Annotated in this window: 20 protein-coding genes; 10 read left to right on the top strand and 10 right to left on the bottom strand. The window is 69.4% G+C overall.

The features are described 5' to 3' along the window. Positions 1–425: 425 nt before the first annotated feature. The 10 genes from OG985_RS50605 to OG985_RS50560 all read right to left on the bottom strand — a co-directional run bounded on the left by OG985_RS50605 (position 426) and on the right by OG985_RS50560 (position 6,670). Positions 426–2,912 (bottom strand): hypothetical protein, encoded by a 2,487-nt coding sequence (locus OG985_RS50605; protein WP_331718151.1) that lies wholly within the window; start codon positions 2,910–2,912, stop codon positions 426–428. 80 nt (positions 2,913–2,992) lie between these two features. After that, a complete protein-coding gene (locus OG985_RS50600) occupies positions 2,993–4,042 on the bottom strand; it encodes a conjugal transfer protein (RefSeq protein WP_371674830.1) in 1,050 nt (349 codons plus the stop codon). A 77-nt stretch (positions 4,043–4,119) separates the two neighbouring features. Next, positions 4,120–4,512 carry a hypothetical protein gene (locus OG985_RS50595; protein ID WP_331718149.1) on the bottom strand — a complete coding sequence of 131 codons (393 nt, stop codon included), beginning with the start codon at positions 4,510–4,512 and terminating at the stop codon, positions 4,120–4,122. 14 nt (positions 4,513–4,526) lie between these two features. Further along, entirely contained in the window at positions 4,527–4,910 is a 384-nt protein-coding gene (locus tag OG985_RS50590; protein ID WP_371674831.1) for an RRQRL motif-containing zinc-binding protein, read from the bottom strand. 85 nt (positions 4,911–4,995) lie between these two features. Further along, entirely contained in the window at positions 4,996–5,295 is a 300-nt protein-coding gene (locus tag OG985_RS50585; protein ID WP_331718147.1) for a hypothetical protein, read from the bottom strand. Positions 5,296–5,299: 4 nt separating this feature from the next. Next, positions 5,300–5,467 carry a pRL2-8 gene (locus OG985_RS50580; RefSeq protein WP_331718146.1) on the bottom strand — a complete coding sequence of 56 codons (168 nt, stop codon included), beginning with the start codon at positions 5,465–5,467 and terminating at the stop codon, positions 5,300–5,302. Then, positions 5,467–5,781, bottom strand: coding sequence for a hypothetical protein (locus tag OG985_RS50575; protein WP_331718145.1), 315 nt, complete (start codon positions 5,779–5,781; stop codon positions 5,467–5,469). Before OG985_RS50575 ends, OG985_RS50580 begins: the two co-directional genes overlap by 1 nt. A gap of 3 nt (positions 5,782–5,784) precedes the next feature. After that, positions 5,785–5,985, bottom strand: coding sequence for a hypothetical protein (locus OG985_RS50570; RefSeq protein ID WP_331718144.1), 201 nt, complete (start codon positions 5,983–5,985; stop codon positions 5,785–5,787). Beyond that, entirely contained in the window at positions 5,982–6,116 is a 135-nt protein-coding gene (locus tag OG985_RS50565) for a hypothetical protein (RefSeq protein ID WP_331718143.1), read from the bottom strand. The genes OG985_RS50570 and OG985_RS50565 overlap by 4 nt, the downstream gene beginning before the upstream one ends. Positions 6,117–6,121: 5 nt before the next feature. Beyond that, positions 6,122–6,670 carry a sigma-70 family RNA polymerase sigma factor gene (locus OG985_RS50560; protein WP_331718142.1) on the bottom strand — a complete coding sequence of 183 codons (549 nt, stop codon included), beginning with the start codon at positions 6,668–6,670 and terminating at the stop codon, positions 6,122–6,124. A 215-nt stretch (positions 6,671–6,885) separates the two neighbouring features. Here OG985_RS50560 and OG985_RS50555 point away from each other — a divergent pair, with 215 nt between their 5' ends. The 10 genes from OG985_RS50555 (at position 6,886) to OG985_RS50510 (ending at position 17,512) form a co-directional block, all read left to right on the top strand. Continuing rightward, positions 6,886–7,545 (top strand): GntR family transcriptional regulator, encoded by a 660-nt coding sequence (locus OG985_RS50555; protein ID WP_371674828.1) that lies wholly within the window; start codon positions 6,886–6,888, stop codon positions 7,543–7,545. Between the two features lie 277 nt (positions 7,546–7,822). Continuing rightward, positions 7,823–11,503: a DUF927 domain-containing protein gene (locus OG985_RS50550; RefSeq protein ID WP_371674826.1), complete on the top strand. Its 3,681-nt coding sequence runs from the start codon at positions 7,823–7,825 to the stop codon at positions 11,501–11,503. 6 nt (positions 11,504–11,509) lie between these two features. Continuing rightward, positions 11,510–12,088, top strand: coding sequence for a hypothetical protein (locus tag OG985_RS50545; RefSeq protein ID WP_331718139.1), 579 nt, complete (start codon positions 11,510–11,512; stop codon positions 12,086–12,088). A gap of 159 nt (positions 12,089–12,247) precedes the next feature. After that, on the top strand, positions 12,248–13,015 hold the full coding sequence (locus tag OG985_RS50540) for a hypothetical protein (protein WP_331718138.1): 768 nt from the start codon (positions 12,248–12,250) through the stop codon (positions 13,013–13,015). After that, positions 13,012–13,401 carry a hypothetical protein gene (locus OG985_RS50535; protein WP_371674824.1) on the top strand — a complete coding sequence of 130 codons (390 nt, stop codon included), beginning with the start codon at positions 13,012–13,014 and terminating at the stop codon, positions 13,399–13,401. The genes OG985_RS50540 and OG985_RS50535 overlap by 4 nt, the downstream gene beginning before the upstream one ends. Before the next feature lie 1,062 nt (positions 13,402–14,463). Next, positions 14,464–15,273 carry a ParA family protein gene (locus OG985_RS50530; protein WP_331718136.1) on the top strand — a complete coding sequence of 270 codons (810 nt, stop codon included), beginning with the start codon at positions 14,464–14,466 and terminating at the stop codon, positions 15,271–15,273. Next, positions 15,270–15,674, top strand: coding sequence for a hypothetical protein (locus OG985_RS50525; protein WP_331718135.1), 405 nt, complete (start codon positions 15,270–15,272; stop codon positions 15,672–15,674). Before OG985_RS50530 ends, OG985_RS50525 begins: the two co-directional genes overlap by 4 nt. Further along, entirely contained in the window at positions 15,671–15,871 is a 201-nt protein-coding gene (locus OG985_RS50520; RefSeq protein ID WP_371674823.1) for a hypothetical protein, read from the top strand. Before OG985_RS50525 ends, OG985_RS50520 begins: the two co-directional genes overlap by 4 nt. A 223-nt stretch (positions 15,872–16,094) precedes the next feature. Then, complete coding sequence (locus tag OG985_RS50515; RefSeq protein WP_331718134.1) at positions 16,095–16,952, top strand: hypothetical protein; 858 nt, start codon at positions 16,095–16,097, stop codon at positions 16,950–16,952. 83 nt (positions 16,953–17,035) lie between these two features. After that, positions 17,036–17,512, top strand: a complete 477-nt coding sequence (locus OG985_RS50510) for a transcriptional regulator (RefSeq protein WP_331718133.1) — start codon at positions 17,036–17,038, stop codon at positions 17,510–17,512. Positions 17,513–17,963: the final 451 nt, after the last annotated feature.

The raw sequence follows: 17,963 nt of genomic DNA, 5'->3' as shown, positions 1-17,963 counted from the left end.
CCATGAATTCGCGGAGCGAATTCGAATTCGGAATCCGAGGCCGCTTGCGGCCTTTATGAAAGCCGCTTCGCGACTTTCAGCCGGGGGTTTCTCGCCGTTTATCGGCGCGGCCAAGAATTCGAATTCCAGAGCCTCGCGCTTCGCGCATCGGCCCATTTTCTGAATTCTCAGAATTTCCGATCTTCCCCATTTTTGCCCCTTTCTTGAATTCTCCGAACCGATCAATCAGGGTGATTCTCCGGTGATTTTCTGGGCCCTTATCGGACCCTCAGAACACGTTTATACACCCCCAATCGAGGGGCCCGCAACCCCTCTTTTCTGGAATGCATCACACCGATTGCCTGTGTAGTTTCTGGGATTCTACGGCACCCCCGGGCATGGAAAAGCCCCCTCCGTAGAGGGGGCCGTTTCCGTGTTTCCGCAGGTCAGACAGCGTCGTCCTGCTCTGCCTCTGCCTCGCTTTCCTCGCGCTTCTCGATGCCGCGCTGCTCGTAGTAGGTGATGAGCTGGGCCAGCGTGAACTTCTCGTCGCGCCCCTCACCGATACCGGTGGGGAATCCGTTGTTCATTCCCTTGTCCCGGCGCGACTTGTGGGTGCGGATCAGGCCCGCTTCGATGTCGTAGCCGCGGGCCTGCATCTCGCGGGCGATCTCGGCCACGCTGAGGAGCACGGGGGCCGCCAGGGGGTCCTCTGAGCCCTCGGCGCCGCCCTGGCCGGGGACCAGGCGCAGCCTGTCACGCTGGGGTGTCACGCCGGGTGTCACACTGCCAGGGAGCGTGACACCGCGACCTGCGGTTTCGTCGCTCAGACCCCCCTCAGAGCCCCCGTTCGGCGTGTTGGGGTCGGTGTCACGTGACAGGCCCTCCAGGCGGTCCTGGAGGAGCCGCGGGACGCCCCGGGGGCTGTTGGCCGGCGGCTCGCTGTAGAGGCCGCGGTCGCTCCACCCGTGGCGCTCGCGCAGCTCCTTGTAGAGCTTGTTGTAGAGGACCTTGGCCTCTTCTTCGCTGGCACCGCGCCTGTCCATTTCCCCGTCCTCGTTCTCCTCGTCGAGGAACAGATAGGGGGTCTGGTAGGAGAAAGGAACTCCGTCGGTCACGGTGACCATTCGGCCCGGCTTCCGCACGCTCGGGGGCATAACACTCTTGGGCAGTCCGGTAATGCGCTCCCACTGGTGGGGGTCATAACTGCCGAGCACCTTGAACGGGAAAAGCGGACGGAGGGACTGGCCGCTGAATTCGTTGTCCTTGAAGTCCTGGAACACTGCGAGCAGGTGGACATTCGCCGCGCGGCCGAAGCGGAGAATGCGGGCAACGGCCTCTTCCCAAATCGGATCGGCGGCGGGGTCCTTGTCATCACCCTTCTTAGTGCGAATCTTGTTCCACACGTTCCGGAGGATTCCGGCAAGCTCGTTGCATTCCTCCAGGAACACATACAGCGGGTCGAATTCCTTCGCGGTGCCCTGCTCGATCTCGTAAAAGCGAGCCATCACGACGTCGGCCACCCAGTAAAGAACGTTGCGCATATCGCGGCCGTTCTCGGGGTCCTTGTAGAGGAATACGCCGGGCACCCCTTCGAGGGGCGCAAGGCTGATGAGCTTCGGGTCAACTCCGACGATGGTTCCGCGCTTCAGAATCATCTGGACTGCGAGCCACTGGAGGGTCGTGGACTTTCCACCACCGGAGCCGACGGAGTAGGCCCAGTGCGAAACTTCGCCTGCCATCCGGCGGACAACCAGCTCGTTGTTCTCGTCTGCACCGAGGAGGAATTCCTCCGGGGCGAGGTTGGCCAGGGCCTCCTGGACGCGCGGCTCCTCGATGTCGACGGCCTTGGGAGGCGTGGGCACGGGGGCCGGCGGCTTGGGGGCGGGCTTGTGGGTGTAGACGGCGGTGAAGGTCTCGCCGGTCAGGCTGACCCGGCCGACCCACTGCCCGGGGATACGGCTGTTGACCAGGGCGGACAGGTTCTCGCGGTCGATGTCGGACCCGCGCCAGGTCCAGGGCAGGCGGATGACGATCCGGGCGTCCGGGGCTGCCAGGGAGGCCGGGAGGCGCAGCCAGTTCTCGCGCGGCTCGTCTCCGGGGAGGTCCAGGTCGTCACGGAGGACGGCCCAGATCCGGGGCCCGTACACGGCGTCATCGCCGGGCGGGGTCGGGCGGAAGCGGTGGGCGAGGGCGAAAGCGCCGGCCGCGACCAGGACCAGGCCGAGGACGGTCCAGGTGCGCCAGGCCGGGACGGCGAGGCCGACCAGGGCGGCGGTGAGGGCCAGGCGGGCCAGGCCGCGGGCGGCGTACGGCCAGCAGTGCCAGCCACGCGCCGCGCGGGCGAGGGCGGCCACGACCGGCGCCAGGAAGGCGTAGACGGCCGCGAGGAAGCGCCAGATGGCCCGCAGGAAGCGCCAGAGCTTCCCGGCGGCGCGGGCGCTCCACAGGGCCGTACGGACGGCGCGGTCGAGGGCACGGGCGCCCCGGCCGCTGTAGTCGTTGAGCCAGGCGGCGGCGTCCCGGGCCCAGGGGCTGGGCTGGCGGCGCGGCTTCTTGACCAGGCTCACCTTCGGCGGGAGGGCGGCCACGGAGTCCATGGAGACGGTGGGCGGGGCCTGCACGGGCCCACCGATCGGGGTTCCGGCGCGGAGGAACGTGGCGGTGCTGCGGGGCTCGCCCCGGAGCTCCCGGCCGCCGTAGAAGCGCACGACGGCCCAGATGGCGCGGAAGATGCTGCCCAGGGCCTTGAAAGCGCTGATCAGGGCGCGGAAGAAGCTGCGGACCTTGCCGGTCTGGCCGGTGGCGGCGGCACCCGCGCCCTTCTTGGTGGCGATGACCAGGAGGACAACGACGACAGCGGCGAGGCCCCAGCCGCCGACGGCCGGGGGTGTGGTGGTGGTGTTCGCCGCGAGGGCGGACATGCTGTGCATGAGGTTCTTCCCCTTTGTGGGAGGGACCGGAGCCGCCCGGCAGGTGGTCTCTGGCAGGAGTGGGCCTGCCGGGCGGTTGGTCAGAGGTACTGGCCGGTGTTGGCGCTGTCGTCCTGGGGGATGTCCGCCTTGGCCTCGCGGACGTACTTGCCGACGGTGGCCTGGAAGCCCTTGTCGTCGGCGTCGCGGCCGTGGCGGGTGGCGATGGCGTCGGCCACGTGCCGGACGTTCGTGACGCCGCTGGCGACCATTTCGCGGACGTCGGCGCGCATGGACTTGCCCTTGGCCTTGACGTCGCGGACGACCTTGAGGGTCGGGCGGACGTTCTCGGTGCTTTCTTCCTGGTCAGAGCCCTCGTCGGCCGGATATCCGTTCGTGTCCGCGTGGATAGTGGCCTCGTGGGTGCGCGGGCTCGTGGCGTCATCAGCGGACGCGGCGAGGATGGCGGGGACCGTGTCGGCGGATGCCGGGGCGAGGGCGGGGGCCGTGGCGGACAGGCCGGGGGCGAACATCCGCTCCAAGGCGATGTCGGCACCCTGGGTGAGGCGGACGCGCTGGACGTCCAGCAGGTCCGTCCCGAGGGTCGTGTCGCCCGTGCCGACCTTCGCCGCGAGCTTCCAGGACTTCTTCACCGACTTCTCGCGGACCTTCTTGTCCGGGTGGGCGGCGGCGCGGGCCTGGTGGTAGGCCAGGTCACGGACGAGGGCGGCGGCGCGGGCCTCCGCTTCGACGTCGCGGCCCTCCTGGTGGACGACGGCGAGGCGTGCGAGGTAGGCGACGGACTCAGCCGACGCGGTGATGGCCATCGGGGTCAGGGCGTACACGATCGTCTGGCCCGTGCCGTTGGCGGCGGTCGCGCCCATCACGGCGGCGGCGGCCGGCAGGGCCCACAGTCCGAGGCGGACCAGCTTCGGGGCAGGCCGGTTGAACACGGTGGTGACGAGGAGGACCAGGGCCAGGACGGCGGTCGCGCCTTCACCGGCGCCGAGGGCACCGAGGGCGGTCTCGCCTCCGTAGCGGTGGGAGAGGTTGGAGTAGGTGCCGACACCGCCGAGGGCGCCGACGCCGACCATCACCAGGGCCGTGACGGACAGGAGGGTGATCTTCACCCAGCCGAGGGACTTCTTCATGGTCAGGCTGCCTTTCGTGGCTTGTTGTGACGTCGCGGCCTCACGGCCTCGTGACGTCATCAGGGTTCGGGTGACGGTCACTTCTTCTTCGCGGCGCGGGGCGTCTCGCGCAGGCTCTTGATGGCGGCGGCGACGCCGATCACGCCGATGCCGACGCCGATGCCGCTGTAGGCGATGGCCTGGCCTGCCCCCGCCACGGCGACGCCGGTAGCGGCGATGGCGGGGGCGGCGACGACCAGGAGGACGGCGGCGGGGGTGCACAGGATCAACAGGCCGACGGAGGCGATCAGGCCGTTGCGGAGCCAGGTCGGGATCGGCTGGGACGGCATCTGGACGATGACCGGCTGCGGCTGGGCCTGCTGCTGGGGGACGTAGACCGGCTGGCCCTGGACGGTGTACGCGACGGTCATGCCGGGCGGGATGACGGGCAGCGGCTGCGGCTCGAAGTGCTGGATCTCGTTGTGGTTCATGGCTGGTCTCTCCTTCACGCCGCGAGGGCGGCCGGGTTGTCGGCGCACCCAGGGCAGCAGCCGAGGGACGTCGGGATCACGAAGTCGTAGGTGACGAGGCAGTCGGAGCAGGTGCGGCGGGCGCGCATCATGGCGGCGACCGCGCGCATCCGCCCCGGCGTCATCGGCCGGACGGGGGCGGCCAGGTCGATGCGGTAGAGGTAGGCGGCACGGACCGGGCGGACCCGGGTGCGCGGGTCGCGCCGGCCGTGCCAGAGGATCTGAGCGACAACGTCCTGGCCGTTGGGACGGAGGCCCCGGGCGCGGAGCTGGCGGCGAGTGGCCAGGCCCTCGGGGGCGAACTTGCGCGGGTAGGTCGGGATGCCGTACTCCTCGCCGTCCGGGTCGAAGAACTTCACGTCGGTCACCTCCTTGGCTGGTAGTCGGGGTGTGGTGGGCTCATGGGCTTGTGGGTCCACGAGCCCACCACGGGGAGCGGACAGGTCACGGATTCGGTGGTCCGGTCTCCCATCCGGCCCAGTCGGCAACGTCGTCGGCGGCCTGCCAGCAGGCGTCCTTGACGGCGCGGCGACCGCCGTTCGTCGTGGCCAGCAGGGGCAGGGCGCAGGCGAGGCCGACGGCCAGGGAGCCGAGGAGGGCGACGGCCAGGACCACGAGCCCGGAGGCGATCGGCATCCCGCTCTGGGTCAGCAGACCGACCAGGCCGAGACCGACCAGGAGCCCACCGAGCTGCGGGGCCCGGGAGACGACGTAGAACACGGGGAGGGCGATCAGGGTCCTCATCGGGTCACCTCACGATCATCGAGTCGGGGCACTTGCCGCCCATGTGGGACACGCAGGCCGGGCAGTCCTCGCGCGGGGCGAGGTGCTTGTGCTGGGCCCGGCTGTCGTAGGCGTGAAGCCAGCACTGGCGGCACTGACCCTTCGGCGGGTTCAGAGCCTTCGCGCTCGCCATCACCACCACTTCGATTCGGTCTTCTTCGCGGCCTTGGCGGTGGCGGCCTGGGTGATGATCTGCTGCTTCGCGGTCTGGAGGGCGGTGAGTTCCGCACTCAGACGGCTCTGGATCTCGCTCGTCACGGCGTCCAGCTTCCGTTCGGCGCGGCCAGGGCTCTTGCCCCTGGCGACCTTGTACGAGCCACCGGCCAGAGCCGTCAGGACCCGACGCCTCTCCGAGCCGGTGAGCGGCCACATCTCGCCCTGCTTCGCGGCTTCGAGCTTGCGAGCAGCCAGGGCGATCTCGCGGTCCAGTCGGCGGGTGTTCGCCATGGGTCAGCCCCTCTTCGGGTAGTTGTGGCCGGCGGGCGGGTACTGCTGAGCGGGGTCACCCGCGATGCCGAACAGGACGACGTCCTCGAAGTCCGGGTCGTCGTACTGGGCCAGGCCGTCGTAGTCGAACGCCTTGTCCACGGCGTCCAGCAGGGCACCGGTGCGGGCGTCGTCCTCGCGCTTGGTCTCGCGGCGAAGGCTCACTTCTGGCCTCCCTGCTGCTGGGCCCGGAGCGCTTCGGCGGCCTGGCGCGCGGCCTCAGCGGCGGCGGCGGCCTGAGCGGCCTGGGCCATGTGCTGAGCGGCGGCGGGGTCGGTGGTCGGGTTCACGGCCATCGCGATCACCCGGCCAGCGCGGACGTGGCCCGCAGGGAGTTGATGACGCGGTGGTAGCGGCGGTAGGCCGTGCCGCAGGTCCGGCCGTAGGACTGGCCGACGGCCTCCCAGGTCAGGCCCTCGCTGCGGAGGCGGACGACCTTGCGGTCCTGCTCGGGGAGCGCGTCCAGCGCGGCGACCAGCTCGGGGTCGACGTCGGCCGGCGCGGGCGGCTCAGTCAGGGCGACGTCCTCAGCGGACGCGGCGGCCGGGAGGGCGCGGGAGGCGACGGCGTCCGTCCAGTCCTCGGGGCGCTCGTAGCCGCTGTAGTAGGAGGACGCGGCGTGCTGCGCGATGACCCGCAGCCAGGCGAAGGCGCCGTCGTCGTCGTTGCGGAGGTTGTGGATGCCACGGCCTGCGCGAATCCAGGTCTCGGCGGCGACGTCCTGAGCGGCGTCGGCGTCGCGGGTCTGGGTCCGGGCGTAGGCCAAGAGGCGGGTGCCGTAGAGGCGGAACAGCGTGTCGAGCCGTTCAGCCGAAGCCGCGGACAGCGGCTGTGCGTCGATACGATCCACGGAGGATCGCTCCCTTCTGGTGTTTCAGAACGGGGATCGGTCTCAGGCCCTGACCAGGTGGTTGGACACCAGGTCAGGGCCGTTCTGCGTGTGATCGAAGAAACTTCCGATAGGAAGTAGCTTCCTGTAGGAAGTTAGGTCATGATTCAGGTATCGTCAAGCAACATCCGATAGGAAGACTGAGGGAGGCGAAAATGACAGGCACCGTTGCTGGCATGGCTGCATATCTGAAGGCCCGCATCGACCGAGGCACGCTGGAGGCAGGCAACAAGCTCCCGCCGACCCAGGCCCTGATGAAGCAGTTCGCCCTGAGCGACAACGCGGTCTACCGCGCTATCGCCTTGCTCAAGGCGGAGGGCTACGTCCACAGCCAGCAGGGCAAGGGCGTGTTCGTCTCCGACCGTAGGAAACTCATCGCTGGCACCAAGCGCATCCGGGGCATCACGCAGCCGGGGGAGACGATTCACCACAAGAGCAGCACCCGGGTACAGCCCCCCGACTGGGTCGCCGCACACCTCGGAGAGGGCGAGTGCGTCAACCGGGTGCGGACCGTGAACCGCGGAGACTCCATCCTTCAGGCGTCTCAGTCCTGGGTTCACCTGGACGTTGCCGAGGTCGTCCCCGAGGTTGATGAGCCCCAAGCCTGTGACCCCACGTGGCAAGCGGTCTACGAGGATCGCTCTGGCAACAGCGTTGAGGTCTCTTCCAAGGAGGTGACGTCCCGGATCGCCACCGAGGAAGACCGCCAAGCCCTCGGGCTAGGTGACGGCATCTACTCCGTCGTCCTCCTGCGCAGCATCTACGTGACCGGCCACAAGGTGATCGGCGTGGGGGAAGGCGTGTACGCCCCTGGACACCCCCTCTCGATCTCCTGACCGAATGTGGTGTCCCTACCGCGCGTAGGGGTGTCCGCTACCGGACGTAAGCTGCACAGAACGCACGAACAAGATCCGTAAACACAAAAAAGCCGCGAGCCCCACCCGGGTCTCAATCAGGGGTCGAAGCCTGAAAGAGGTCGAAGTCCGGAGAAGGGCTACGCGGCGACCATCACAAGGTCTGCTGCCGAGTGTAAGGCAGGGGTGAGGAGATTTCTCCTCCCCCCTGGTGTTCTAGGACACCTACCACTCGCCCAGTGGGCCTAGAAAGGCTCACGTGACTCACCAGTCAACCGAGACCCCGTCGACCGACGGAGACGTCCCGCCGCAGCGTCGCCGCGGGTCGGTCTCGAACCTCGAACGGGGCGGAACCCCGGCGGGATGCCGCCCGATCGCGGGCATGAAGCGGGGCTGGTTCTACCGGGAAGCAGATCGGATGATCCTGCACCGGCAGAACCCTGAGGACGCTCTCCTTCCCATCGGCCAGGTGCCGAGGATCACCGCTCAGATCGTCCACCTCACCGACGACGGCGAGGACATCCGCACCGAGTACCTGGGCATCGGCAAGCGCCAGCGGCGCGCACGCATCTACACCGAAGACGAACTGGACCGTGGCACCTGGTCCTCGAAGGCCGGCCAGCGTCGGCCCACCGGGAACGACGAGCGCCACGCGTTCGCCAGGCTGATCCGCGAGGCGGGCGACAAGGCTCCGATCGTCTCGGCTCGGACGTACTACAACGAAGCCGGGGACCTGGTTTTCCCGGAGGCTGACGCTCAGACCCTCGGGTACCGCGTCCTGCGGGGCGAGGAGAAGGACGCCCGGGAGGCGTGGGACGAGATCGGTGCCTGGGCCTGCGACTGCGGGAAGTCCGCGCTGTGCATGGGCTTCATGTTCGCCGGGCCCGTCTTCGACGCCCTGGACGTGCTGCCGCACATGGTCAACGCCTACGGCCCCGGGCAGCAGGGCAAGTCGACCATCCTCACCGTGTCGTGCGCCTGCTTCGGTGACATCAAGCCCCGTCGCCAGCGCATCCTGATCAGCTGGGACGCGAGCAAGCAGGGCATCGGCCAGACGCTCAGGCTCCGGGGCTTCCTGCCGCTGGGCATGGATGAGCACAGCAGCTCGGGCCGCTCCATCAAGGAGTCGTCCCGCGAGATCAGCCAGTACGTGGCCGGCGCACAGCGCTCCATCGGCAGCGCCGACGGCAGCCCTCGCGAGTCGGACGGGTTCTGGAACTCGGCTGCGTTCTCGACCAGCAACGAGCCGCTGAAGTTTTCGGGCCAGACGGAAGACCTGGCCTCGCGCCTGCACGAGGTGTCGGCGCCGTTCTTCCCGAACAAGTTCGTCGACTCCGAGGGCGCCCCGGCCGACCCCGGCCTGGGTGGAGCGGAGCACATCTCCAAGCGCTTGAAGCGGCTGGCGAAGGAGTTCGGCGGCTGGCCGCTGGAGTGGGCGATCCGCAAGGGCATGTACCGGGCGGAGAACCTGGCCAAGCTGAAGAAGTTCCACCTTGAGCTGTGCGCGAAGTACCGCCCTGCAGAGGGCGGGATCGCGGGCACGATCGCGGAAATGCACATGGCCTGGGTCGTCGGTGCCCACATGCTCGGGCAGGCCATCGGCGTGCCGACGCTGGGAGAGGTCGCTGAGAAGGAGGCCGCCGCGCGCCTCCAGGCCGCCATCCAGGTCGCTGCCGAGAACAACGTCTCCGACCACGAGAAGCTGTGGGAGGCCCTGGACGCGCTGCGGATCGAGAAGTCCGCGTTCCCCGACATGGACGACCTGCCGACTGCCTCCAAGGAGGGCTTCCGGCGGCTGCGCGGGTTCTACAACCCGGACACGAGCGAGTGGTGGGTGGTCAACCCCGTCGTCCAGGAGGCCGCCCTCCAGGCCGGGATCGACAACGTGTCGGCCGCGCTGGGGGAGCTCCGCGACCGCGGGGTCCACAAGCGCGACGCGGGCCGGAACGTGCAGCGCAAGCTGCCGAAGGCGATCCGGGGTCACGGACTCGGGGAGAGGATGCACTGCTTCGACGTCCGCCGGGCGGCTGAGCTGTTCGCTCCCGACGAGCCGGGCGACGAGCCGGACGGCGGTTCTGACGGGCAGTTCCCGGGCGGGGCTACACCCGGGGGCTACCCCTCAGATGGCCCGGTAGCCCCGGCCGACCAGGCCCCGACCAGCGACGGGGCTACCGGGGCTGCGGGTCCTACACCGCTGCCCTTCGAGTTCTCCGAGGAGGATCTCTCCCCTGCTGAAGAGGCCACGGCCTCGCGGGCTCACGAGGCCACGACGACGGCCGTGTTCCCTGCCGCGCGGATGATCCAGCCGGACGAGCCGGGCTGTGACCGCGAGTGGCTGGAGCTGGAGTTCAAGGCGAAGGGCCGGACCGCGTCCGCGCTGCGGTTCGCGGTGCTGGGCAATGGGCGGCTGTTCCTGCCCAACCACGAACCGGTACACGTCTCGCTCCCCCGGCACGTCGACCAGGTCCCGGCCCTCATGCAGGCGTACGGGATCAAGACCCTGTACGTCCACGAGGAGGCCATGGAGCCCATGGGCCTGCCCACGCTCAAGGAGCGTCAGGCGCTGGGTGTCACGCAGGAGCGGGAGGCGAAGGGGCTGGGTCCGACGGAGTACGTGCGCAGGATCGGAGCCCAGACGCCGGTCGCTCACGAGTGGGCGACGCCGACCGAGGGCGGGCCGATCGCCTCGATGCGTCCGGCGGCTCTGTCCTGCTGGATGACGCTGGTCCTGGCCGACAAGGCCCGTGACGAGCGGCTGTCGGTCGCGGTCCCGGCCTACGACGACCGGATCAAGAAGGCTCGGCAGGCCCGCCTGGCCGGTCTGGCCGGACCGGAGACGCCGGAAGTCCTGCTGGACGCGCTGATGGTGTGGACCCTGTCCACCCGGCACGGCCGCGACGCCTCCCCGGAGGTGACGCCCTACTACGCCTCCCCGAACAAGACGGGCGAGGACTTCGCGGGCGGCCTGGGCCGTCCGGACGTCGCGTGCGAGGCGATCCGCCGGCGGATCGTGCCCCCGGCTGACCCGGAGAACAAGGACTGCGTCAACTGGGCGATGGTCCCGCAGATCTGGGAGAAGCCGCTGGCCGAGTTCACCCAGGAGCAGCGGGCGGCGGCCTGGATCCAGGAGTACGACAAGACGGCGGCCTGGCTGCCCGCGTACTCCAACGTGCAGCTCGGCATCGGGGAGCCGACCCACTTCGACGGCGGGACGATCGCGTACAACAAGCGGTTCGCCGGGTACTGGCGCATCGCTGAGATCCCGGGCCTGGTCGCGCTGCCGGGCCTGCCGCCGCTGGTGTTCAAGGAGGCTGAGGAGGGCGGCTACTGGGTGGCCACTCCGAGCATGGACCTGCTGAAGGTGCTGTGGCCGACGTGGGAACCGCAGATCCTGGAGGCGTGGGTCTGGGAGGACTCGAAGCGGGCCCTGGAGGGCTTCTACAAGAAGGTCAAGGACTCGCGGGTCTACATCGTGGCGGCGGCCGAGGCCGGGCGTCCGGGCGCGAAGTTCGCCAAGCAGATCAACGGCGCGGTGTACCAGTCGTTCCGCGGCTACCTGGGCCGCTCGAAGGGTCCCCGCCTCGACTACGCCACGGGCGAGGCGTACACCAAGGACATCTACTGGCGGCCGGACTGGGCCTTCATGCTGCTGTCGCACGCCACGGCGAACATGTACCGCAACCTGGTGGCGTTCGCCCGCGAGGAGGGCGTCACGCCGCTGTACGTGAACGTGGACGCCGCCGGGTTCGCGAGCAACGAGGCCGACCCCGAGCTGGCGAAGCCCGACGGCATGAAGCTCGGGTCGCAGGGCGGGCAGTGGACGGCGGAGAACACCGTGCCGATGGCCGACTTCCTGCCGATGTTCGAGCAGGTCACCGAGGACCACCGAGTCTTCATCCACAACGCAATCGAGCAGTACACCGCTGAGCGGGGGGAGTGATCGGCCATGGCCAAGTGGTGGAAGTTCGGACTCGGCAAGAAGGACCAGGAGCAGGGACCCGCCCCGGAGCAGGCGCCCGCACCGACCCCGGCACCGACCCCGCAGGCTCCGGAGCCTGCGGCCGGCACCGAAGGCGGCGGGGAGAAGAAGCGCGGTCTGCTCGGGCGGCTGTTCGGCCGGGGCAAGGGCAAGAAGGAGAAGGCTCCCGCCCCGGAGGCACCGCCCGCCGCACCCCCGGCAGCTCCGTCGGCTCCCCCGGCCGCACCGCCGACCGCGCCCGCTGGGGGCGGTGAAGTAGGCGAGGGCGGCGGGGGCCCGGCTGGTCCGGTCGCGCCTGAGAAGGAGCGGTCGTTCCCGTCCAGCATCGACGCGGAGGCGGACGGCGACTGGAGGATCTCCAACAACGACTGGTACGGGCAGATGGAGGCCACCCTCACCGGCAACAAGGCGAAGGCGTTCATCCTCGCCTACGAGGCGAACAAGTGGAGCGAGTGCGCGCAGCTCATCGCGGACCACTGGAACATGCCGGTCGCCAGCCAGATCGACACCGCAGCGTCCAACATCGAGAACGTCACCTACAACTGATCCGCCGGGGCCCGCACGCTCGCTGTGCGGGCCCCTCTCGTGGCCTCGTGACGCCACGAGGCCACGGGGTCACCTAATCGGCTGAATCCCCGCCGTAGAGCCTCCGGCAGACGGCAGGATGAGGCTTCATCAGAGCACCACCCGACCGAAGGAGAAGCCGTGACCGACCAGAAGCCCCCCGGCGTCGACGTCCTGGAAGCCGCGTACGCCAGGTGGAAGGACATGCCGCCGGTCTCGCTGAAGATGCACCGGCAAGACCTCTACCTGATCGTCATGGCACTCCAGACGACCACCCGGTTCCCCGGCACCACCCCGTCGATGGCCAAGCACATGGAGACCATCGGTCGGCAGATCCAAGAGGCGATCGTGGACGACCCGGAGCTGTACGGCATGACCGAGAGCGGATGGAACCCCGAGCACGACGTCGACCCCGAGGACGGGGGAGACCAGGTGAGCGCGTTCGGCGAGATGGCCGGCGCCGGGCACCCGCTGGGCATCGCGATGCAGATCCCCGACGTCACCATGACCCTGGCCGAAGCCATCGACCGCCACCCGCTCCTCGAGGACGCCCTCCACGACCAGGAGGTGACCCAGACGTGGGAACGGGCCGAACCGGAGACCCGGGCCGCGCTGCTGCTCAGCCTGGCGTGGGGCTCCCGCGAACACGGCATCTACCCCGGCTACCTGCCCGACGGCGCGGACGACTACGGGTACCGCACTGCCGAAGAGTTCCACCAGTACGCGCGGGACTTCGCCGGGAGCTCCGAGGAGTTCCACGGCGCGCGGTTCCCGATGATGCCGTTGCCGGGGCAGGCCGGCGCCTTCGCCTCCTCGCTCGGCTTCGACCGCGAGGAGGACGGCCTGGACGTGAGCCTGCGCGCGGCCCTGCTGCTGCTGGCTCCGGCCCGGAAGAAGCCGAACGGGTGACCCGCTCGTTGTCCAGCGCACCGACCCCGCAGTACGGCGCCCCGCCCCTGCCGATCACCACCACCAGGAGGACCCCCGTGGACATCGCCCCCCGCGACGAAGTCGGCGTCAGCTCGAAGAACACCATGGCCCCCGACGAGGCCGAACAGCTCATCGGCCGGATCACCGCGTCGGCCGGCCGCAGGGAAGGCACTTCGGGCGAGTGGTCCGAGGTGACCATGTCCAGCTCCACCACCCCGCTGGAGATCCCGACCTTCGATCGGACCTGGCACCCGAACGAGATCACGGGGTGGCTGTCGAACCTGGAGTGCGACGAGGACGTGAGCGAGGCCGACCTCGCCCGTGCCCGCAAGGCCGTGAGCGAGGCCCTGGGAGTCGACGACTGAGCCGCCCGCCTGAAGGGCCCTCGCCGGACGCCGGCGGGGGCCCTTCGTGCTGTCGCACGGCCTGTCGCACGGCCTGTCGCACGGGCGCCTGTCGCACGCCGTGAGCTGGGCTGACCCCCATCGACCCCCGCCCCTGACGTCGGCGCGACAGGCGATGACACAGATCGGCGGTGACACAACCTGATCTGTGTCATCGACCCCCTGTTCTCCCAGGTGGACGCAGACCGCGCCGCCCTCTGTGTCACTGTTCAGAACCCAGCGGACCCAGGACCCAACAACCTCGCTCGCCCTGGGCAAACGCCCTCCTCGGGACCCAGCAACCTGGGTCCTGGGTCTAGGGCCGCATCGGACGTCGGCACGGGTCCGGCTTCCGCGAGACACCCTCGTAGAGAAGTTGTCGGCGTCGGTGGAGCACTCCGGGGCCCCCTTGACCATGCAGCTCAGGGCCCCTCTCGGTGCTCCGCCGGGCGTCGGCTGGGGGCAAGTTGTAGAGCAGGTTGCAGGGCAACTTGAGGAGCAACTTGTAGAGCAACTTGTAGGGCCACTTGTAGAGCAAGCTCCTGGCCGAAGCGGTCGACGGCATCGGGTCCGACTTCGCACAGACCCTCTGTAGGGAAGTAGTCGGCGCGGCCCACCCCCGTTCGCAGACCCTGCGGTCTGCGGTTTCGTGCGCTTCGCGCTGCCCTCCGCTGCGACCAGAGGCGCGACCAGAGACGCGACCAGGAGCGCGACTAGAGGCGCGACTAGAGGCGCGACCAGAGGCGCGACCTGGTGACGCGACGGGCCCCGGACCGGTCCTCAAAAGGCCCTCTCCGGGGCAGTTAACGCGGGGGGCTACACCCGGGGGCTACCCCGGGGCTACCTGTGTAGCCCCCGAAAACAGGGCTCTGACCTGCGCGGGGGCTACAGGGGCTACAGGGGCTACACGTTTCCGGCAGCACTTACGCATACGGGGGTGCAGCCCCCGACCGGAGTCACCCTTTGGTGGACGCACGGCCTCGCGGCCTCGTGGGGCCACCAGGCAGGCTCTACGCTTCCGACGACACCGACGAAGGAGGACCGATGGCGACACGCGTGGCGATCGGCAACAACAAGGGCGGGGCGAAGAAGACCACCCTGGCCGTCCGCCTGGCCGAAGCCCTCGCCAAGGCGGGCAAGCGGGTCGGCGTGGTCGACTTCGACCCGCAGGGCAACGCCTCGCGGCGGCTGGGGTGGAAGGACAACCCCGACGCTCCGCAGCTCACCGCAGCGGAGGCCATCGAATACAACGAGAAGCAGATCGTCTTCGAGGGCCAGGCCGCCGAGGTCTGGCAGCCGATCGGCTGGACGACGCCGTACGCGGAGCGGATCAGGCTGATCCCGGCGCGCTACACGCTGGAGGACCGGGCGACCGAGGCCGGGATGCGGGGCGCCTGGCGGCGGCTGGCGAAGTCGCTGAAGGGCACCGACGACGATCTGGACTACGTCCTTATCGACTGCCCTCCCTCGCTCGGGCACCTGACCCAGATGGCGCTGGGGGCCTGTCACTTCGCACTGGCCAGCACCGAGCCGGAGTACGACAGCATCGAAGCCGCGGTGCGCTACCGGGACTTCGTGGCGGCCTCTGCCGACGACCTGGGCAACCCGGACCTGAGCTTCCTGGGCCTCGTGGTGAGCGCGTACGACATGCGCGTCGGGGCGCACGTCGGGCAGCTCGACGGGGCCCGGCAGATCTTCGGGGACCAGGTGTGGGGCGTGGTCCCGCGCCGGTCGCTGATCACGAACGCAGACGAGTACGCGCAGCCCCTGGACGAGATCAGCGACAGCTCCGAGGTGCGGGGCGTGTTCGAGAACCTGGCCCAGCGGTTCGTGAAGGAGGTGCCGGCCGCGTGAACCCGCCGAAGGAGCGGAACATCCCCGCGTCGTCCTCGCCCCTCGCCCCGCCGAAGCTGACGCCGAAGACGGGGCCGCTGAAGGTCGGCGGCCGGGGCACAGAGGAGGACCAGGCCCCGGAGGAAAGGCGCGACCAGGAGCACGAGCTGCCGCCCGCTCAGCCTCCCCGGCCGGGACGGACGCGCGGGGGCCGGCGCCCACCGCCCTCCGCTGCCGACGCGATCCCGACGACGATCCGCTTCGACCCGGAGGAGTCGGCGGAGGTCGACCAGTTCGTCCTCGAACTGCGGGTGCAGGCGCAGCGCCGCAACCTCGACAAGGCCGAGGTCTTCCGCGAGGTGCTCAGGCTCGCTCGGGAGCACGACGCGACCAGGCGGGCGCTGCTGAAGCGGCTGCGGTGAAGGGTCCGCAGGACCCGGAGAAGCCGCACGTCGTCGTCTACTACGAGGACCGCGAGGGCGACGGGCGGTGCCTCACCTGCGGGCGCAGGGCGTGCGAGGACTGCCGCCGGGTGCACGCATGGGCGTACGGCGTGTGTGAGCCGTGCCATGACGCCTGGCCCGACCCGTTCCCGCATCTGGCGACCGAAGAGGGCTGAAACCTCTGCTGCAACACAGGGCCGCAACGCGTGCAGCGTTGCGGCCCTGACCTGTGTGAACGCCGATGCTGCACGGGCAGCGCTGCACGTTGCAGCGTCGCCCTGGTGACGTCATGAGGCCACGGACCCGCGAGTTCACGACAGTCCCTTGACGGGGGGTACGAACCTTCGTACCTTAGAGATGTGGGTACGAACCTTCGTACCCCTTCACCGGAAGGCAGCCATGAGCACCCAGACCCCCAACCCCAGCTTCCGCAGCGGCGCCGACGCGATCCGGGGCGGCCTGGACATCACCATCAGCCTGACCCCTGGCGAGGCCGAAGCCCTGGGCTTCGAGGCCGGCACCCTCGCGGACTGGTTCGACACCGCGCTGTGGGCCCTCGCCCTCCTGCGCAACGGCTACAGCGACCGAGGCGGCCAGGGCGCCACCGACGTCACCCCGGAAGCGCTGTACACGGTCCTCAACGACCTGGACCACCGCCTCCTGCCCCGCCTCCAGGGCATCCGGGACGCAGCCGTACGCCGCCACCAGGAGCTGGGGGGCAGCATCGGCGACCTGGCCCTGGCCATGGACGTCGCGAAGTCGACCGCGCAGTCCCGGCGCAACGTCGTGATGAACCGCGCGGCCACCTCGTGGGAGCGCTGGGCCACCCAGGGCGGGCCCGAGCGCGAGCACTGCGGGGCCTGCGGGCACCCGGCCCGGCCCACCGACCCGATCGTCACCACCGCCGACGACGACGCCTTCCGCATCCACCGCAGCCACGCCACCACCCCGGGCAACGGCTTCTTCGGCACCCCGACCGACGAGGGCGTCTCGCCCTACTCGACCGGCACTCGGGTGGCCGGCGGGTTCGTCATCGGTCAGCGGGTCCGCATCACGGGCGTGTCCGGTCCCCTGGCCGACCGCACCGACCTGATCGGCAGGGTGGGCGAGGTGACGGCAGAGGCCCGGGACGGCTCGCTCAACGTGCGCGGCCTGAGCGGCAAGCCGCGGGCCCAGGAGGTCTTCGCCGACATCCTGGGCTTCCAGGTGACCGAGCTGGAGGCCGCCGACGGCAGCACCGAGCCGACCCGCGACTGACCCGAGCGGGGGCGGCCGTCCACTGCCAGGCGCACGGCCGCCCCGTCCTCCCGACCCGTCACCAGACCAGGAGAGACCCCATCATGACCGACACCGCCGCCCTGTTCGCCGCTGTCTTCGTCGCCCTCTACATCGGCCACACCGTGGGAGACCACTGGGTCCAGTCCTCGTGCCAGGCCGCCACCAAGGGCCTGCCCGGCTGGTCAGGCCGCCTCGCCTGCGGTCGGCACGTCATCGGCCTGACCCTCACCAAGGCCGCCGTCCTCGCCCCCGTCGCCCTGGTCCTGAGCCTGTCCGTGACCGTGCTGGGCCTGGTGGCCGGCCTCACCGTGGACGCCGCCTCGCACTACTGGGCCGACCGCCGCACGACGCTGGCAAAACTGGCCGCGACCTGCGGAAAGGCCGAGTTCTACAGCCTCGGTACCCCGGCTCACCCCGCCCACCCGGTGACCGAGGAGGGCACCCCGGCGGCGACGCTCGGGACCGGCGCGTACGCCCTGGACCAGAGCTGGCACATGCTCTGGCTCGGCGTCGCCGCGCTCATCATCGCGGCTGTCTAACCCTCGAATTCACCCTCCCGAATTCACCCACCACCCGCTAAGGTGGTGGGTGAATTCACGTGTCCAGCCGGACGCACTACCGCTAGAGATACCGGCGGTAACGCCATCTGACCTGCGAGGACATCGCGTAGAGTGGTCGCCAAAACGGCCGCGCAAGGCGACCGAACGGGCCCCCCATAAAGCCTCGCAATTTCCACGAGTCAGAGATCAAATAGGAATTCACCCCCTCTCCAAAAACGTGCAATTCCTTCGGAATTACCGCAATCGGCCGAATCTGAATTTCTCGAATTTCGGCGGCGAGCCGGTTTCGAATTCGAAGAGAATTCGAGTGCTCCGCACTCTCCCATTCGGTCTGCGACCGAATCCGGAATTGCGCTGCGCTGCATTCCGGGCGCGGGGAATTCGCTCCGCGAATTCAAATACGGACCGAATTACGGCGCTCCGCGCCGTA

It is taken from the genome of Streptomyces sp. NBC_00289, assembly GCF_041435115.1.
Taxonomy (GTDB): Bacteria; Actinomycetota; Actinomycetes; order Streptomycetales; family Streptomycetaceae; genus Streptomyces.
The sequence above is the reverse complement of the archived record's forward strand: the minus strand, read 5'-3'. Positions and strand labels throughout refer to the sequence as shown.